General features: G+C 72.1%; 17 protein-coding genes and 2 pseudogenes. 11 read left to right on the top strand and 8 right to left on the bottom strand.

Annotation, left to right across the window (positions count from 1 at the left end):
- Window positions 1–24 precede the first annotated feature (24 nt).
- Window positions 25–504, bottom strand: coding sequence for a MarR family winged helix-turn-helix transcriptional regulator (locus KMS84_RS15480; RefSeq protein WP_256916785.1), 480 nt, complete (start codon window positions 502–504; stop codon window positions 25–27).
- Between the two features lie 37 nt (window positions 505–541).
- Window positions 542–1,456 (bottom strand): NADP-dependent oxidoreductase, encoded by a 915-nt coding sequence (locus KMS84_RS15485; protein ID WP_256916820.1) that lies wholly within the window; start codon window positions 1,454–1,456, stop codon window positions 542–544.
- 217 nt (window positions 1,457–1,673) lie between these two features.
- Between KMS84_RS15485 and KMS84_RS15490 the strand changes: the two genes are divergently transcribed.
- The 3 genes from KMS84_RS15490 to KMS84_RS15500 all read left to right on the top strand — a co-directional run bounded on the left by KMS84_RS15490 (window position 1,674) and on the right by KMS84_RS15500 (window position 3,679).
- Window positions 1,674–2,069, top strand: coding sequence for a hypothetical protein (locus KMS84_RS15490; RefSeq protein ID WP_256916786.1), 396 nt, complete (start codon window positions 1,674–1,676; stop codon window positions 2,067–2,069).
- 144 nt (window positions 2,070–2,213) lie between these two features.
- Window positions 2,214–2,810, top strand: a complete 597-nt coding sequence (locus tag KMS84_RS15495; RefSeq protein ID WP_256916787.1) for a TetR/AcrR family transcriptional regulator — start codon at window positions 2,214–2,216, stop codon at window positions 2,808–2,810.
- A gap of 134 nt (window positions 2,811–2,944) precedes the next feature.
- Complete coding sequence (locus KMS84_RS15500) at window positions 2,945–3,679, top strand: NADPH-dependent F420 reductase (protein WP_256916788.1); 735 nt, start codon at window positions 2,945–2,947, stop codon at window positions 3,677–3,679.
- Window positions 3,680–3,848: 169 nt separating this feature from the next.
- On the opposite strand, the gene KMS84_RS15505 is transcribed toward KMS84_RS15500, so the two are convergent.
- A complete protein-coding gene (locus KMS84_RS15505; RefSeq protein ID WP_256916789.1) occupies window positions 3,849–4,610 on the bottom strand; it encodes an isocitrate lyase/PEP mutase family protein in 762 nt (253 codons plus the stop codon).
- Between the two features lie 105 nt (window positions 4,611–4,715).
- On the opposite strand from KMS84_RS15505, the gene KMS84_RS15510 reads away from it, so the two are divergent.
- Window positions 4,716–5,084 carry a hypothetical protein gene (locus KMS84_RS15510; RefSeq protein ID WP_256916790.1) on the top strand — a complete coding sequence of 123 codons (369 nt, stop codon included), beginning with the start codon at window positions 4,716–4,718 and terminating at the stop codon, window positions 5,082–5,084.
- A 207-nt stretch (window positions 5,085–5,291) separates the two neighbouring features.
- On the opposite strand, the gene KMS84_RS15515 is transcribed toward KMS84_RS15510, so the two are convergent.
- Together KMS84_RS15515 and KMS84_RS15520 are read right to left on the bottom strand one after the other, a co-directional pair.
- Entirely contained in the window at window positions 5,292–6,410 is a 1,119-nt protein-coding gene (locus KMS84_RS15515) for a fatty acid desaturase family protein (protein ID WP_256916791.1), read from the bottom strand.
- A gap of 7 nt (window positions 6,411–6,417) precedes the next feature.
- Window positions 6,418–7,479 carry a ferredoxin reductase gene (locus KMS84_RS15520; protein WP_256916792.1) on the bottom strand — a complete coding sequence of 354 codons (1,062 nt, stop codon included), beginning with the start codon at window positions 7,477–7,479 and terminating at the stop codon, window positions 6,418–6,420.
- An 86-nt stretch (window positions 7,480–7,565) separates the two neighbouring features.
- Between KMS84_RS15520 and KMS84_RS15525 the strand changes: the two genes are divergently transcribed.
- Window positions 7,566–8,705, top strand: a complete 1,140-nt coding sequence (locus KMS84_RS15525; RefSeq protein ID WP_256916793.1) for a PucR family transcriptional regulator — start codon at window positions 7,566–7,568, stop codon at window positions 8,703–8,705.
- A gap of 215 nt (window positions 8,706–8,920) precedes the next feature.
- Here the strand turns inward: KMS84_RS15525 and KMS84_RS15530 are convergent, their stop codons facing one another.
- Complete coding sequence (locus tag KMS84_RS15530) at window positions 8,921–9,487, bottom strand: class I SAM-dependent methyltransferase (RefSeq protein ID WP_256916794.1); 567 nt, start codon at window positions 9,485–9,487, stop codon at window positions 8,921–8,923.
- A gap of 133 nt (window positions 9,488–9,620) precedes the next feature.
- Between KMS84_RS15530 and KMS84_RS15535 the strand changes: the two genes are divergently transcribed.
- The 5 genes and pseudogenes from KMS84_RS15535 to KMS84_RS15555 all read left to right on the top strand — a co-directional run.
- The gene (locus tag KMS84_RS15535; protein ID WP_256916795.1) at window positions 9,621–10,919 is read left to right on the top strand and encodes a sensor histidine kinase; all 1,299 of its coding nucleotides are present in this window, start codon (window positions 9,621–9,623) and stop codon (window positions 10,917–10,919) included.
- A 41-nt stretch (window positions 10,920–10,960) separates the two neighbouring features.
- Entirely contained in the window at window positions 10,961–11,626 is a 666-nt protein-coding gene (locus KMS84_RS15540; RefSeq protein ID WP_256916796.1) for a response regulator, read from the top strand.
- A 726-nt stretch (window positions 11,627–12,352) separates the two neighbouring features.
- Window positions 12,353–13,303, top strand: a pseudogene (locus KMS84_RS15545) (arabinofuranosidase catalytic domain-containing protein); the annotation flags it as partial.
- Between the two features lie 59 nt (window positions 13,304–13,362).
- The gene (locus KMS84_RS15550; RefSeq protein ID WP_306425461.1) at window positions 13,363–14,295 is read left to right on the top strand and encodes a CE1 family esterase; all 933 of its coding nucleotides are present in this window, start codon (window positions 13,363–13,365) and stop codon (window positions 14,293–14,295) included.
- A gap of 58 nt (window positions 14,296–14,353) precedes the next feature.
- A pseudogene (locus KMS84_RS15555) lies at window positions 14,354–15,304 on the top strand (extracellular catalytic domain type 1 short-chain-length polyhydroxyalkanoate depolymerase); the annotation flags it as partial.
- Between the two features lie 131 nt (window positions 15,305–15,435).
- Here KMS84_RS15555 and KMS84_RS15560 read toward each other — a convergent pair.
- Complete coding sequence (locus tag KMS84_RS15560; RefSeq protein ID WP_256916797.1) at window positions 15,436–15,996, bottom strand: hypothetical protein; 561 nt, start codon at window positions 15,994–15,996, stop codon at window positions 15,436–15,438.
- Between the two features lie 496 nt (window positions 15,997–16,492).
- Window positions 16,493–16,906, bottom strand: a complete 414-nt coding sequence (locus KMS84_RS15565) for a hypothetical protein (RefSeq protein WP_256916798.1) — start codon at window positions 16,904–16,906, stop codon at window positions 16,493–16,495.
- Window positions 16,907–17,146: 240 nt separating this feature from the next.
- Between KMS84_RS15565 and KMS84_RS15570 the strand changes: the two genes are divergently transcribed.
- Window positions 17,147–17,563 carry a hypothetical protein gene (locus tag KMS84_RS15570; RefSeq protein ID WP_256916799.1) on the top strand — a complete coding sequence of 139 codons (417 nt, stop codon included), beginning with the start codon at window positions 17,147–17,149 and terminating at the stop codon, window positions 17,561–17,563.
- Window positions 17,564–17,627 lie beyond the last annotated feature (64 nt).

Genomic DNA, 17,627 nt, shown 5'->3' on the forward strand with positions numbered 1-17,627 from the left:
GCGAGGAGTGCGGACGGCTCCGCCTTACCCGGCGGGTGTCTCCCGGCCGTGGCCCCTGACCGACTTCTCGATGGTGCGCGCGCACTCGGTGAACGCGTCGACCTGGTCGGGGGTCAGATCGCGCACGGAGATCTGCTCCAGGGCGCGCCACATGTCGGCGATCGGCTCCTGCAGGGCGCGTCCGGCATCGGTGAGGCTCACCACCATGACCCGCCGGTCGTGGGGGGCGGGCTCCCGGGTGAGCAGCCCGGCTTCCTGCATGCGGCGCAGCGACTTGGAGACGGTGGAGTGGTCGAGGCCCACCCGCTCCAGCAGCTCGCCCTGCGTCTGGCCGTCGCGGTCGAAGAGCTGCATCAGCAGCAGTTCCTGTCCCGGGTGCAGGTTCAGGGCGCGCAGCATCGCGGCGGCGTGGGCGCGGTGGGCGCGCGCGAGCTGGAAGATGGCGTAGCTCAGACGCCCGTCGCGTGCCGCGTACGGCAGTTCCGATGCGGAGGTGTCGGACATGGTTCGCTCCCTGGCCTGAAGAATCGACGGTGACCGGTCAGTCGACGGTGAGCACGATCTTGCCGCGGTTGTGGCCGGCGTCGCTCGCCTCCTGCGCCTTGGCGGCATCGGCCAGCGGATAGGCGGCGCTGATCGTGGTCACCAGTGTGCCGTCGGCGGCCTCCCGGGCCAGCTCGGCCAGGCGGGCTGCGGAGCGGCGCTGCGGGCCCTCCGCGAAGACGACGCCGAGCTCGCGGGCGCGGAAGTCGGCGGTCGTGACGATCCGGTCGGTGCCGCCGCGCAGGGTGATCGAGTCCTCCAGCGCGCCCTTTCCCGCGGCGTCGAAGACGGCGTCCACCCCGTCGGGGGCGAGCTCGCGGACGCGCTGGACCAGGTTGTCCCCGTAGACCAGCGCGGTCGCGCCGAGCGAGGTGACGTACTCCTGGTTGGCCGCTCCGGCCGTGCCGATGACGCGGGCGCCGCGTGCGACGGCGAGCTGGACGGCGATGGTGCCGAGCGCGCCGGACGCTCCGTGGATCAGCAGTGTGTCGCCCGAGGCGACGCCGAGCAGGTCCAGCACGCGTTCGGCGCCGTCGCTCGCCACGGGCAGGGCGGCGGCGTGTGCCCAGTCGAGGCCTGCCGGCTTGGGCGCGAGGACGGCCGCGGACGCCAGGGCGTACTGGGCATAGGAGCCGGTCTCCGACCAGCCCAGGACCTCGTCGCCGACGGCCAGGTGCTCGACGCCTTCGCCGACGGCGTCCACCACCCCGGCGATCTCCCCGCCGGGGACGGCGGGCAGCGTGGTGGGGAAGATGGCCTCCATGACGCCGGAGCGGATCTTGCCGTCCACCGGGTTGACGCCGACGGCCTGTACGCGCACCCGGACCTGGCCGAAGCCGGGCTCGGGAACGTCGATCTCCGTCTCGTGCAGAACGTCGGTGCCGCCGAACGCGTCGAAGACGATGGCCTTCATCACGGTGATCTCCTCGGGTGAGGTGTCCCGCCGACCACTTCTGTGGCCAGCCACATAAAAGTAGCACCGATTGTGTGGCTAGCCAAGTAATCCCTGCGGGCGACGGGATTCCGATCGTGCCGGGTCCGGTGGCGAGGGTGCGATGATCCTCTCCTCTCCGGTGGGCCTGGCGACGCCGTGCCCACCGGACCGTACCGACGAGGAATGCGAAGGACCGATGATGCTGAACGTGGGCCAGCGGGTACGGCTGGCGGCGGACCTCCGGCTGGCCGGCTCGGCGACCCCGGCCGCCGAACTCCCCGAGGAGGCCGGCGCCTTCGTCGCCTCGGTGGCCTTGGCGGCGGGGGTGGAAGGCGTGGTCGAGCGCGTGGACGAGCACCACCGGCAGCAGAGCCGCGAGGTCCGCGAGTACCTGCGCCTCAAGTCGCTCCTCGACGACTTCGGCCATCAGATGCCGCCGGCGAGCAGAGGGCAGTTGGAGGAGCAGGTGGAGGCCTTGGAGGACCATTGGGCCGCCCATCAGCGACGGATGCTCCGCGTCACGGTCCGCGTCCGGCTCGACAACGGCTTCGTCCTCGACGAAGCCCCCGAGGAGGCTTTCACCGCCGCCTGATGGGGATCCCCGTCCTGCCGTCCTCGGTCGTCCCGCCCGTGGTGGCGCGGGCTTGACCGGATGGTGCCTCCGTTTTACTCTCGACTCAATGCGGAGGTGGCCTCCGTTTCGTCGGATCAGGGATCGTGTGCGCCAGGAGGGCCCATGAGCGCCGGAGGACAGCAGGGGCGCAGGCCCCGCGCGGATGTCCAGCGCAACCGTGCCGCCCTCATGGAAGCGGCGCAACGTCACTTCCTGAAGTACGGGGTCGGCACGTCGCTGGAGGCGGTGGCCAAGGAGGCGGGTGTCGGTCCCGGCACCTTGTACCGGCACTTCCCCACCCGGGAAGCGCTGCTGGCGGCCGTGCTCCAGACGCGCTCCGAAGAGCTGGTGGCACGTCAGGCGCAGATCGCGCGGCTCGGTGACGCCGACAAGGCGCTGGAACAGTGGCTGCGCGCGCTGGAGGAGTACTTCAGCGCGTTCAGCGGACTGCCCGAGCCGCTCATGGCCGCCGCCCGGGCGCAGGATCCGGACAACCCGCTCACCCTTCCCTGCGACACCGTCATCTCCGCCACCGAGCAGTACGTGCGCGCCGCTCAACTGGCGGGGTGCGTGCGCAAGTCGGTGAAGGGGTACGACCTGTTCCTCGCGGCGATCTCCGTCGCCTGGCTCAAGGGCGCCGGCGCCGCGGAGGAGGAGTCGCTGGACCGCGTCCGCGCGCTCATCGCCGTCGGCTACCGCGAGCAGCACGCCGAGGCGTAGGCCCCGACCGGCAAAGGCGCGGGAACGACCGGAGACCACCGGACTCCCGAAGGCCACCCTGCGCGTCGTCCGACGCTCCCACGGCGATCACATCGCGCCGCCCTGGGGCGGTGCGTCTTCCAGAAGGACACATCATGAAGATCTCAGTCGTCGGCGCGGGCTCGATCGGCGCCAACCTCGCCCGCACGCTCGGTGCGGCCGGTCACGACGTCCAGGTGGCCGCAGCGCGCGGACCCGAGGCCGTCCCGCCCGCGGCGCTGGAGGCCGGCGCCCGCGCCGTCGCGCTCGACGACGCCGTCCACGACAGGGACGCCGTCATCCTGGCCGTCCCCTTCGGCGTGGCGGGACAGCTGGCCGAGCTGTTCGCCTCCGTCCCTGCCGAGACGGTGGTCATCGACACCTCCAACTACTACCCGCACCTCAGTGGCCGGATCGAGGCAGTGGAGGGCGGCGCCGTGGAGAGCGTGTACATCTCCGAGCTCCTCGGTCGCCCCGTCGTCAAGGCGTGGAACGCCGCCCTGGCCGAGACCCAGCGCACGAAGGGCGTTCCGGCCGGGACGCCCGGACGCCTCGCCATCCCCGTCGCGGGCGACTCCGAGGAAGCGAAGCGTGTGGCCATGACTCTGGTGGACGACACCGGATTCGACCCCTACGACGCAGGAACGCTGGCCGACTCCTGGCGTCAGCAGCCCATGGGCCCCGCCTACTGCACCGAGCTGACCCTGGACGAGCTCCCGGCGGCCCTGGCCGCCGCCGACCGCGCCAAGGACGCGGCCGTACGCGAGAGCATGGGCGAGCGCTTCGCCGCCCTCGGCGCCGATCCCACCCTGGAGGACGTCGTCGAGATGAACCGCGCCGCCCACAGGTGACCACCCGCGTCGCCGGCCCGCGAAGCACGAGGACCGTGAGCCGCGTCGTGCGAGGGCTCACGGTCCCGTCGTCGTCCGGCCCCCGCGCTTCACCGCACCTCGCGGGCGGGTCGGCCAGGCGGCCAGGCGGCCGGACGGCGGTCAGGCGGCCGATCGGTCCGTCAGCCGGTCAGGGCGCCCACGGCCCGAGCATGTCCTTCATCGCGTCGGTCAGGGCGATCTGCAGCAGCGGGCCGTAGGTGATCCGGCCGACGCCGAGGCGGCGGAAGCGCTCGAGGTCGTGCTTGACGGGATGCGCCGTGGAGTTCACCGGAACGCCGACGGCGTCGGTGACCGCGGTCAGCAGCGCGTCGGCGTCCTGGATGCCCACCGGGTAGACACTGTCGGCGCCGGCCTGCTCCAGGGCGTGCAGGCGCCCGATCGCCTCGTCGAGGACGGCGGAGGCATCCTCCGCGTGGAGGAAGAGGTCGGTGCGCCCGTTGATCCAGACCGGGATGCCGGCGTCGTCGGCCGCTGCGCGCAGACCGGCGATGTAGTTCGCGTGTTCCTCGGTGGTGCGCACACGTCCGCCCTCCGAGTGGACGGTGTCCTCGATGTTGAGGCCGACACCGCCCGCTTCGGTGAGCCCGGCGATGAGGTCCGCGGGTTTCTGCCCGTAGCCCGCCTCCAGGTCCACGGAGACGGGAACGTCGACCGCCGCGATGATGGGCCTGACGGCGGCCAGCACCTCCTCGAAGGTCTGCCCCTCGTGGTCGGCGGCGCCACGGGAGTCGGCGAGCGGATGGCTGCCGATGGTGAGCGCGGGGAATCCGGCGCCGACGGCCGTCCGCGCGGACCAGACGTCCCAGACGGTCGGCAGGACCAGCGGCTTGTGGTCGGCGTGCAGCTGCTTGATTCGTTGAGCCCGCTCAACGGTCGTACGAATGTCCATGTCGAGGACGCTACCCCGCGGGTCCGCCGCCACAACGTGCCGACGGCGCGTCGTGGCGGCGATGCGATCATGGAAGCCGTTGTGCGGATCGGACAGGGGAGGCACATGACCAGGACCGTCGGCGGGGCTGTGTGGACGTTCTCCCTGGACGAGGACGACGACTGGGTCCCTTCCAGGGAGCCCTCGGCGGGCGAGAACCTCCGGCGGGCGGTGGAGACCCTGCTCCTGGGCATCGCCTCGGCCGGGGCCGCGCAGACGTACCTGGCGGCCTGGCGTGCCGACTCGCAGCGCCACGGCGCCGGGTTCACCCTGGGGACCGCCTCGGCGCAGGCGGAGCGCGTCGGTCCGGACCTCGTCAGGCTCGTCGACCTCCACGGGCAGTTCGAGGACTGCGGCATCGCGGCCGACGAGTTCGAGGCGATGCTGTGCGACTACGCGCGGGCGGCCCGAGCCGACGAGAGGGAGCACGGCTGAGGGTCCCTGCTCCGGCGGCTGCCGCCCGCACCGGATGCGCCACGACGGCACAGGCCGACGCGCCACCACGACACAGGGCCGGGGCGACGCGCCACCGGGGCACGGGGCCGAGGCGGGACTCGAAGGCCCGCGCTCGCCCACCGCGTACCGCATTCCGCAACGGATCCCGCCGGCACCGGCCGCGAGATCCGAATCCCGCACCGGGGATCAGGCGGCGACGAGCTCCTTCTCGCGCTCCGGCGCCTTGACCTGGGGCTTCTTGTTCGGCAGGGAGAGCCGGAAGACCTTGCTCCAGGCGGAGAGCACCTGCTTGGGCAGCGGCCCGGTGACGTACTCCAGCTCGTACTTCTCGAACAGCGCGCGCACCTTCACCGCGACCTCGGCGTACCGGTTGCTCGGCAGGTCCGGGAAGAGGTGGTGCTCAATCTGGTGGGAGAGGTTGCCGGTCATGAAGTGCATGGCCTTGCTGCCGCTGATGTTCGCCGAGCCCATCATCTGGCGCAGGTACCACTGGCCGCGCGTCTCGCCCTTGATCGACCGGCGCTCGAAGACCTGCACGCCCTCGGGGAAGTGCCCGCACATGATCACCGAGTGGGACCAGATGTTGCGGACCAGGTTCGCGGTGAACGTGGCGGCGAGCGTGGTGAGGAACGAGGGGCCCGACAGCGCGGGGTGGATCACGTAGTCCTTGAGGACCTGCTTGCGGATCTTGCGGCCCACGGCCCTGGCCCGCGCGCGGAACTCCGGGTCCTTGCGGCGGCGCTTGTTCAGGTTCTTGCCGAGCTCGAGGTCGTAGGCGGCGATGCCGTACTCGAAGAAGCAGGCGTTGATGAAGTTCCACAGCGGCTGGCCGAGGTGGATCGGGTGCCACTTCTGGTCCTCGTCGACGCGCATGATGCCGTAGCCGAGGTCGTTGTCCTTGCCGATCACGTTGGTGTACGTGTGGTGCAGCTCGTTGTGCGAGTGCTTCCACTGCTCGGCCGGCGAGACGTGGTCCCAGTCCCAGGTCGTGGAGTGGATCTTCGGGTCCCGCATCCAGTCCCACTGGCCGTGCAGGACGTTGTGGCCGATCTCCATGTTGTCCATGATCTTCGCCACGGACAGACCGGCGGTGCCGATCAGCCAGGCGGGCGGGAAGATCGAGAACAGCAGCACGCCCCTGCTGACCAGCTCGAGCTTGCGCTGCGCCGAGATGACCTTGCGGATGTAGGCCGCGTCCTTCTCGCCGCGGGAGGCGATCACCTCGTCGCGGATCGCGTCCAGCTCGCGGCCGAGCTCCTCGATCTGCTCGGCGGTCAGGTGGGCGGTGGGGTCGATAGCGGTCAAGGTGGTCCTACCGTTCGATGTCGCAGGGGCCCGCCGCGGCGGACACGCAGGTCTGGATGAGGACGCCCGGCTCGGCCTCGGTGATCTCGCCGGTGCGCAGGTCACGGACGGCGCCCGCCTTGAGCGGCGTGACGCAGCCGAAGCAGATGCCCATACGGCACCCGGAGGGCATGAGCACGCCGGCCGCCTCGCCGACGTCCAGCAGCGGCGTCGCGCCGTCCGCCTCGACGGTCGTGCCGGTCGTGCTGAACGTGACGTCGCCACCGCCGCCCTCGGGGGCGACGACGATGCCGGGGCGGAAGCGTTCGGTGTGCAGGCGGTCCGGGACGCCGTGCTCGCTCCAGTGCTTCTCGGCGGCGTCGAGCAGGCCCGCGGGCCCGCAGGCCCAGGTCTCGCGCTCGGTCCAGTCGGGCACGAGTTCGCCGAGACGGGCGATGTCGAGCATCCCGTCGGTGTCGGTGTGCACTTCGGTGAGACGCAGCTTCTCGGCCGCGACCAGGTCGTGCAGTTCGTCGCGGAAGATCACGTCGCGCGGCTGGGGAGCGCAGTGGACCATGACGACGTCGTCGAACTCGGTGTCGCGCAGCATGCCCATCACGGGCGTGATGCCGCTGCCGGCCGTGAGGTAGAGCACCTTGGCCGGTCTGGCCCGCGGCAGCACGAAGTCACCGGTGGCCTGGTCGAGCTGGATCAGCGTGCCCGGTCTCGCCCTGCGCACCAGGTGGTTGCTGACCTTGCCGTCCGGGATCGCCTTCACGGTGATCGTGACGCGGCCGTCTCGCCGGTTCGTCGGCGAGGTGATGGAGTAGGCGCGCCACAGGCGCACCCCGTCGACGTCGATGCCGATCCGTACGTACTGACCGGCCGTGTGGCCGCGCCAGCCCCGCCCCGGCCTGATCACGATGGTCGCGGCGTCACCCGTCTCGGGGTGCACGGCCTCGATCCGGCCCCGCAGATCCGCGCCCGCCCGCAGCGGGCTGATCAGGTCGAGGTAGTCGGACGGCAGCAGTGGCGTCGTGACCATCTCCAGCAGTTTCCTTGCCCCACTGCGGAGGGCTGCACTCGTCATGACTCCAGCTTGATGCGCCTCAGGGCGTAAAGTCCTGTCCGAAGGACGTAAATCTGGTCGGCGGAATTGTTCACAGGGAACAAAAGATGAGCCATGCAATCCGGAAGGCCACCGAACTGGCCCTCGATGAGACGACCGTCACCGCACTTCGGACCACGCTGAAGTCGACCGCGGACGAGGTGGTCCAGGCGATCATCGACGAGGTCCCGCCCTACGCCAACGCCCTGTCGGGCAGCATGGGCGGCACGATCCGCCGAGCCGTCCGCACCGCCCTGGGACACTACCTGGACCTCGCGAGCGGGAACGCCACGGGCGGCGACGGCGGCGACGCGGCCTACGAGCTGGGCCGCGGCGAGGTGCGCGACGGCCGTTCGATGGACGCCCTGCTCAGCGCCTACCGCGTCGGGGCCCGCGTGGCCTGGCGGTGCCTGGCGGCGGGCGCCGTACCCGCCGGCCTGCCGGCCGCGGAGGTCGCCAAGTTCGCCGAGCTGACCTTCGCCTACATCGACGAGCTGTCCGCCGCGAGCGCCGCGGGCCACGCCGACGAACTGGCCGCCCGGGGCCGGGCTCATGAGCGTCACCTGGAACACCTGGCCCGGGACCTGCTCGCGGGCGCGAACCCGGACGTGCTGCTGGCCGCCGCCCAACGGGCCGGGTGGCAGCCTCCGGTGTCGCTGACCGTGGTCCTGCTGCCCGCGGCCCAGGCCCGGCCCGCGTACCGCGTGCTGGACCCGAGCACCCTCGTCCTCGACGATCTGCCGGACGCCACCGGCGCGCTGCTCGTCCCCGACGCCGACCGACCGCATCTGCTGAGGCTGCTGACCGACCGCGCGGCCGTGGTCGGCCCGGCCCGGCCCTGGACCCGGGCGTCCGCCTCGTACGCACGGGCCGTCCGCGCGCGTTCCCTCTCCTACGAGATACGCGACACCGAGGCCCACCTGCCCGAACTGGTCCTGAGCGCCGACGTGGACGCGTTCGCGGACCTGCGCGCCCGCGCTCTCGCGCCGCTGCGGACCCTGCCCGAAGCGACCGCACGGCGGCTGGAGGAGACCCTGCGGGCGTGGCTGCTCCACCAGGGCAGGCGGGAGGAGGTGGCGGCGGCGCTGTTCGTCCATCCGCAGACCGTCCGGTACCGGATGTCGCAGCTGCGGGAGCTGTTTCCGGACCTCGCATCGCCGCACCGGGTCCTCGAACTGACGCTCGCGGTCGGTCTGCGCAACGACTGACGCGTGCTTTCGCCCGTACGCCGTGGTCAGCGCCCGTAGCCGTCGGCGGCGGCGATGGCGGCGGACTCGGTGGCGACCACCCGGCCCAGGGAGATGAGGGTCAAGGAGTGTGGGGGCGGGTTGCATGACAACAGCTCCTGGGGGCGCGGGGCCGGAAGCTGTGGCTGTTCGGTCGTGTGTGTGGGGGGCCTGCGTTCTCGCGGGCCCGCCGGAGGTCACGGCCTCCGGGTGGCGCGGTGGACGAAGGCGGGCGGGAGGTTCGCCCAGACCGTCCGCGAGCGTTCCAACCGGTCGAAGCGGCGGGCCAGTTCGGAGGTGAGATCGCGGGCGGGCGGGGTCCGGGCCGCGTGCAGGTAGGCGAACGTGGTGAACCGGCCTCCGGGCGCGAGGGCTTCGGCCACGGCGTCCAGGATGTGCCCGCGCCGGTCCCGCGGCATGACCGTCCACGGCAGCCCGGAGACCACCGCGTCGACCGGTTCGCCCACCGCGGCGGCCAGGTCGGCGGCGGAGCCCTGGACCACGGTCAGCCGGGTGTCGCGCCGGGCGGCCGCCAGCCGGGCGGCGAGGACCGGGTTGAGCTCGACGGCGACGAGCCGTGCCCCGGGAGCGAGCCGGGCGAGGATCGCGTCGGTGAACACCCCGGTCCCCGGGCCCAGTTCGGCGACTGTCCGGGCCTGCTCAAGGCCGATGCCCTCGGTCATCTCGTACGCCAGCCGCCGTGAACTGGCCGCCACGGCACCGGTCATGAGGGGGCGTCGGAGGAACTCGGTGGTGATCGACATGGCGGCCATGCTGAAAGCGCCCGGGGTGGCCGCACGTCGTATCCCCGGCCGGTGTCCGTACGACTGCGGGAGGACCCCGTGACGCCCACAAGGACGACGCCGGGGAACGGCCCCCGGTCGTAACGTTGAGGCGGTGCAACGGCTGATCGAGACCCTGCCCCGTCTGCGGCGCGGACATCCGTGGCTGGCGGACCTGCTGCTGATCGTGCTGGTCGCCGTGCCCCCGGTGATCCGTCCGCAGCCCGGCTGGCGACCGGTATGGGTGCAGGCGGCCCTCTACGCCGCCCTGGTGCTGCCCCTGCTGTGGCGCCGCCGCCGGCCGGTCCTCGTCGCGGCCCTGGTGGCGGCCGGGTTCTGGGCGCAGTACCTCGGCCACGTGTGGGGGCAGGAACCGGGGCGCGGCGCCGTCGCCCTGGCCGCGGTCCTGGCCACGCTCACGGTGCGCGGCCTGCGCGGGGCGGCCGCCGCGACGGTGCTCTGCGCCGCCGGCTGCGTCGCGCTGTGGATTCCCGCCTGGCAGCGGGACTACGGGGGCCCGGGCGCCCGCGGCGCCTGGCTCACCCCGCTCGCGGTGGGCCTCCTGCTGGCCGGGGCCTGGGTGTTCGGCGAGTACGTCCGTGCCCGGCGCGCCCATGACGCCGAGGTCGAGCGACGGGTCGCGCTCGCCGAGTCGGAACGCCTCGCGCTGGCCCGGGTGGCCGTCGCCGAGGAGCGGGCCCGCATCGCCCGCGAGATCCACGACGTCCTCGCGCACAGCGTGAGCGTCATGGTGCTGAACGCGGAGGGCGGCAGGCTGATGCGGCACGCCGACCCCACCGTCGTCGACCGCACCCTCGGCGTCATCAGCGCGACCGGCCGCGACGCCCTGGAAGAACTGCGCCGGTTGCTGGACGTGCTGCGCGCCCCCGGCACGGACGGATCGGCCGACGGCCCCGGACCTGACCCCGGCCCTGGCCCCGGTCCCGGTCCCGGTGGGTATGGGGCCGGGGAATCCCTCTCGGGCGATCTGCGGCGGCTCGTCGGACGCCTCGACACCAGCGGGACGCGCGCCCGGCTGGACCTCAGCGGAGAGCCGGGCGGCCTTCCGGCCGATCTCACCGTGCACACGTACCGCATCGTGCAGGAGGCGCTGACCAACGTCGTCAAGCACGCGCCGGCGAACGCCACGATCGACGTCCGGGTCGACACCGGTACCGAGGGGCCCGGGCGGCTGGTCCGCGTCCTTGTCGAGAACTCGGCCGGAGCGGGAGCGGGCACCGCTCCGGAGCACCCCGTCCGAAAGCTCTCCCATGGTCACGGGCTCGCCGGCATGCGCGAGCGCGCCGCCCTGTACGGCGGGAACGTCGATGCCGGACCCACGTCCGACGGCGGCTACCGAGTCACCGCCACCCTGGTCCCCGTCGCGCCCGGTGCGGCCCGGGTGGCCCCGTGAGCGGCCCGGCCCCCACCCCGAACCGGTCCGCCGCTTCCGCCGTGTCCACGTCCCGGGTGCTGATCTGCGACGACCAGGAACTGATCCGGATGGGACTGCGCATGGTCGTCGACAGCCAGCCCGATCTCACCGTGGTCGGCGAGGCCGCCGACGGCGAGGCGGCGATCAGGGGCGTGGCCGACCTCGAGCCCGACCTCGTCCTGATGGACGTGCGCATGCCGGGCACGGACGGGCTCGCCGCCACCCGGCACCTCTGCGCGCAGCCTCATGCGCCGAGGATCCTCGTCGTCACCACCTTCGACCTCGACGAGTACGCCTACGCGGCCCTGCGCGCGGGCGCGAACGGCTTCCTGGTCAAGGACGCCCCCGCGGAGGAGATCCTGGTGACCGTCCGCGCGGTCCTGCGGGGCGACGTGATGGTGGCTCCCTCGCTCACGCGGCGCCTGGTCGAACGCTTCGTCAGGCAGGCCCCCGCGTCGGCGCCGACCCAGCGCGGCCGCCTGGCGGTGCTCACCGAGCGGGAACGGGACGTCCTCGCCCTGGTCGCCCGGGGACTGGCCAACGGCGAGATCGCCGACCGCCTCTTCGTCGGGGAGACGACCGTGAAGACCCACCTCGGCCGCGTCCTGACCAAGCTCGGTCTCCGCGACCGTGTCCATGCGGTGATCTTCGCCTACGAGAGCGGGCTGATACGGGCCGGGGACTGAACGGTCCTCGGGGCACCGGCGGCAGGGGACGCGCCCGTAGTCGGCGGCCGTCCGGCGGGCGAGCGGCAACCGTGCCGGACGGCGGGTTGGGTACCGTCGCGCGCGGAAAAGTCATCACATGTCTTGTGGCCGGGCGAGGTCCTGGCCGGGGGAGCGGGTGAGGCGCGCCCGAGGTCCGGAACGGCTTCTCCTGGCCGAGGTGGAGGGCCGGAGCCGCTGCATTTCCCGTGCATGCCCTGGTGGGAAGGGTGGCATCGCCGTCGCGCGGGGGCCGGTGACGGTGCTCGTACGGGAATCATGTGACAGGCATTGACGATCGCGATGGGATGTCTATCATCCAGAGAGTCGAATTGACGACCGATGTTCGCTATATCGAACAAGCGAGAGGAGTGCGGAGCGTCCACTGCTCCGGCTTCCGCGCGGCACCGCAAGCGACGGCTCCCCCCACCGCACCCGTACGGTCCGTACCGGTAAGGCCCTTGCTTCCCGCCGGCGAGCACGACCGGTGTCTGCTGACGTGCGCAAGGCCGTTGACCAGTCTTGGAGTTCGGCATGCCTCCATTACCCCCGCACCGACGGTCGTCCGCGCCGCACGCCGGCGTCGCCCCGCCGGGCGGCCCACACCGCGCACGTCGTTCGGCGGGCACGGCGGCCGCGTGCGTGGCGACTCTCCTGGTCACCCTGCTCGCCGCCCTGATCTCGCCGGGCCCGGCGTCGGCGGCCGCCGCGGGCCCCTGCGACCTCTACGCCGCCGGCGGCACACCCTGCGTCGCGGCGCACAGCACCGTGCGCGCCCTGTACGCCTCGTACAACGGCAGGCTCTACCAGGTCAGGCGGTCCTCGGACAACACGACCAGGGACATCGGGGTCGTGGCCGCCGGCGGTGCGGCGAACGCCGCGGTGCAGGACTCCTTCTGCGCGGGCACGAGTTGCGTCATCACCTGGGTGTACGACCAGTCGGGTCGCGGCAACCACCTCGGCTACCAGGGGCCGGGCGGTGTCGGCGGGTCCGACACCGCGGCGAAGGCCACCAGCGAATCGCTCACGGTCGGGGGCGGCAAGGCCTACTCCCTCTACATCAACGCGAAGAACAGCTACTGGCGTGACGGCCACCTGACGGGCGTGCCCACCGGCAGCGCCCCCGAGGGGATGTACATGGTCACCAGCGGCACGCACGTCAACGGCGGCTGCTGCTTCGACTACGGCAACAGCGAGACCACCCGGAGGGCCGACGGGCCGGGTGCCATGGACGCGATCAACTTCAGCACGTCGTGCTGGTTCGGGGGCTGCTCCGGATCCGGACCCTGGGTCCAGGCGGACCTGGAATACGGTCTGTTCCCCGGCGGCAGCACCTCCTGGAACCCGCGGCAGCGCGCCTTCACCGGCAAGTTCGTCACCGCGACCCTGAAGAACAACGGGACGTCACGGTTCGCGATCAAGGGCGGCAGCGCCCAGTCCGGCGGCCTGACCACGCTCTACGACGGCGCCCTCCCTCGCGGCTACAACCCGATGAAGAAGCAGGGGGCGATCATCCTCGGCAGCGGCGGGGACTGCTGCAACGGCAACACCAACCTCAGCGTCGGCACGTTCTACGAGGGAGCCCTCGTCGCCGGCTACCCCTCCGACGCCACGGAGAACGCCGTGCAGGCCGACATCGCCGCGGCCGGATACCGCTGAGCCCGGCACGACGAACACCCCTTGTGTCACACCAGGTTGGACGGACGAAGGAGTGGAACATGCCCAAACCCAGGTTATGGCCCGCCCTGGTGGCGGCCCTGCTCACCCTGGCCCTGGCCACCGGCGGCGCGGCACTGCGCGGGGGCGGGGGAGCAGGTGAGCAGCGCACGACGCCGACGGCCGCCCACTCCGCCACCGCGACCGCCGGGTGCGGCAGGGCCCCCGGGCTGACCAGCGGCACCCACACCCTCCAGGTCAACGGGAAGAGCCGCACCTACATCCTGAAGGTGCCGGACAACTACGACAGGAACCGCGCCTACCGGCTGATCTTCGGCTTCCACTGGCTGGGCGGTTCCGCCACCGACGTGTCCACGGGCCGCACGGTGGAGAACGGCACCTGGGCCTACTACGGGCTCCAGCGGCTGGCGAACAACAGCGCTGTCTTCGTCGCACCCCAGGGCCTCAACAACGGCTGGGCCAACTCCGGCGGCGAGGACGTGGCCTTCACCGACGCCATGATCAACCAGGTCGAGGGCGCGCTGTGCGTCGACACCACCCGCCTGTTCTCGGTCGGCTTCAGCTACGGCGCCGCCATGAGCTACGCGCTCGCGTGCACCCGGGCGACGGTCTTCCGCGCGGTCGCGGTCCAGTCCGGGGGACAGCTCAGCGGTTGCAGCGGCGGCTCCCAGCCCATCGCCTACCTCGGCATCCACGGCATCCGTGACAACGTGCTGGGCATCTCCGGCGGACGCGGCCTGCGCGACCGGTTCGTCCGCAACAACGGCTGCGCCGCGCAGAACCCGCCCGAGCCCGCACAGGGCAGCCGGACCCACCGCGTCACCGCCTACTCCGGATGCTCCGCGGGCCACCCCGTGGTGTGGGCCGCGTTCGACGAGGGCCACATCGCCGCACCTCAGGACGGCGCCAGCGGCGACAGCGGCTCCAGGACCTGGGTGCCGGCCGAGGTCTGGAAGTTCTTCACCCAGTTCTGAAGCGATCCGTCCCCTCACACCGGATGAGACGGACCCCCACCATCCAAGGAGCTCGTTCATGTCCTTCCAGTCACGGTTGCGCCGCGTTCAGCGTGCGCTCCTGGCGACCGGCGCGGCCGCCGCGCTCGGCGTCGGCGTGCTCACCGGCGCGGCACCGGCATCGGCCGCCGCGGCGGCACCCGCGGCGGCGCTGACCGAAGTCACCGGCTTCGGCTACAACCCGTCCAACCTGAGAATGTACGAGTACGTGCCGCAGAACGCCGGCGCGCACCCGGCGATCCTGGTCGCCAACCACTACTGCGGAGGCTCCGGACCGGCCATGTACTCGGGCAGCGAGTTCGCCTCGCTCGCCAACCAGCACGGGTTCATCGTCGTGTACCCCTCGGTCACCCGCAGCAGCAAGTGCTTCGACGTGTCGTCACCGCGCGCCCTGACCCACAACGGCAGCAGCGACCCGGCGGGCATCGTGTCGATGGTGCGGTGGGAGCAGCAGCACCGGGGAGCGGACCCGAACCGCGTCTACGCCACCGGCTTCTCCTCCGGGGCGATGATGACGAACGTGCTGCTCGGGGACTACCCCGACGTGTTCAAGGCCGGCGCGGCCTTCTCCGGCGTGCCGTTCGGCTGCTTCGCCACCACGAACGGCTCGGAGTGGAACAGCGACTGCTCCGGCGGGAGGATCACCAAGACGCCCCAGCAGTGGGGCAACCTCGTGCGCGCCGCCTATCCCGGTTACAGCGGGCCCCGACCGCGCATGCAGGTGTGGCACGGCACGCAGGACACCACGCTGAGCTACGTCGACTTCGGCGAAGAGATCAAGCAGTGGACCGACGTCCTCGGCGTGAACCAGACGCCCGCCCTCACCGACCACCCCAAGCCGGCCTGGACCCGCACCCGGTACGGCGGCGCCGGCACCACCGCCCCCGTCGAGGCGATCAGCGTCCAGGGAGTCGGCCACAACCTGCCGCAGAGCGGCATGCAGCCGCTGGCCCTGCAGTTCATGGGTCTGACCTGACCGCACGCGGGCCGGCGTGACCCGACCTGACCGACCAGTCCGTGGCGGGCGGAAGCCCCTGCTCCCGACCCGCCACGGCCCCGGTGCTCGGCGGGCACGTCCGCCGCGCCGGAAGCGGCTGCCGCTCAGATCCGGGCGAAGACGTTGACCACCACGCCGATGTAGAGAATGACCAGGACGGTCCAGAAGGTGTAGACGACGCCGGGGTACCGGATGTAGAGCGGTATCCGGATGGTCGGATGCCGCCTGCGCAGTTCACGTGGGGTCGGCGTGCCCCCGAACCTCTCGGGAAGAGCCGCCCGGCGCCAAACCTTGTCGAGTTCGGCCTCACGCCACTGGCGGGGGTTGAGCAGGACGGCGGCACGGTCGTCGCTCACGACGAGCACCGCGCCGGCGATGCCGCTGGAGTCGATATGGGTCCTGGCCACGGAGCCCGGCCCCTCGATGACGGTCAGCCGGCGCGCCCAGTTGCGCACCCGCACGGCGCCGTCGGAGAAGGCGACATACGTGTTCACCGTGTGCAGGACCGCATAGGCCACGTACCACAGGAAGGGCAGTGCGACGAGGGCGATGGCCGCGGGTATCGCCATCGGCCCGAGCCCCTCACTGGTGCCGCGGCCGCTCGCGAGCAGGCGCGTCATGCTGATGCCCGGCACGATGACCGCCGGTACCACGGCAAGGGCCACGCGTGCGAACCGGCTCCTGTCGGGGGATACGAGAAACTCTGTGCGGCGGTCGGTCACGGCTGCTCTCCGTCTCTTCGCACACGGACGGCACATCGAAGGCCCTCACGGGCATCATCCCCCGGCCCGGTGGCTTCCCAGTCCCCTTTTGCCCTCTCATCAAAGAGATCGGCGCTCATGGCCGCGGTCCTCACGCCGTCGGGCCGGGCAGCGGACAACTCCCGGGCCCCGCGGTCGTCTTGCCGTCGCCGCGGTCCGGGCCGTCGGCCGGCCGACGCATCCTCGGTGGCGGCTCGGGATGTGGAGTGGGGAGGTGGGGGGTGGGGTCATGGCAAACCATCTCCAGGCCCGAGCCGAAGCCGGGGCCTGTCCGACCCACCCCCCATGGCCGCGAGTCCCTCACGATCTCCGTCCGGCCCATCACGACGCACCGTATCCCGCGGCACTGACAACACCGCCGGTTCGGGGGCGAGGGCCGCGGGGCCCGCGGTGGGCGCGGTCAGTCCGTCCGGGCTCCGGCGGCGGTCAGCCGGGCGTGCCAGTCGCGCATGCGGGCCGCCGCGCCGCCGTTGAACAACTGGTCCACGGCGCCGCCCGCCGCGGCCGGTCCCGGCGATCCGCTGCCGGCGTGCTCCAGAGCCCGCTGCTGGTCGGCGCTCGGCTCGGGAGACAGGGAGGCGCCCCGCCCGACCAGGACGCAGCGCCGCCCGTCGGCCTTCAGCACCAGGGCGCCGAGCCGGGAGAGCCGGGCGGAGACCGCACGCGGGTCGACCTCCAGAACGGTGCCCAGGGAGCGGTCCCGCACGTGCAGGCTGTCGGGACGCAGCGTGACCAGCACGGGCTCACAGCGCGCGCCCTTCCACAGGCTGCGCCGCCAGTAGACGATCCCCGAGTGCCCGATGTCTGTGCTCATGCCGCAGATCATGGCATGGCCACGGACCGATCCGGCCGGCCGGTCCGAGACGCGCGGACCGACGGCGCGGAGAACTCCCGGGGCACCTCGCGTGTCTTCGGTGCGGCCGCCTCGGCGCGAAATCGACGTGACCGACACCGGCGCCTCTCAACTCATGCGCCTCAGAGGTTTCCTGAGGGAACGTCGGGTCACTCGGCCCTCGTCGGCCGGGACGCTCTCGGCCGGAAGGGAGTTTGCCTCATGAGCATCATGCACGGGACTCGGATACGCCGCCGCTCGGCCGCGGTCCTGGCGAGCGCGACGGCACTGGCCGTCCTGCCCTCGGTCACGGCGGCCGCGGCGCCCGCGCAGGCCCAGCCCTGCGTGCAGAAGGTGGCCGTCGTCAACAACGCCGGCTTCGTCCTCTCCTGGGCCGCCACCGCCCGGACCGGCGAACAGGCCGCTCCGACCGACGCGTACCCGATCAACCAGACCCGGGTCGTCGACCTGGCCACCACCTTATGGCCGGAGGGCACCGATCTCCGCCCGTACGTCGAGGCGGTGGGCGGGACCAAGGAGTTCGGCAGCTCCTACGTGTCCTACTGCGACAACGGCCAGACGGCCACCTACACCGTCACGGGGACGACCTTCGACTACTCCGTGACCCTGCTGACCTGACCTGACCGGCCGCGCGGCGCTCGGACGCGCGCATGGTGCGCAGGTGCGCCGCCGCACCTCTCGG

Origin of the sequence: Streptomyces hilarionis (assembly GCF_024539675.1) — a bacterium.
Lineage (GTDB): Bacteria > Actinomycetota > Actinomycetes > Streptomycetales > Streptomycetaceae > Streptomyces > Streptomyces hilarionis.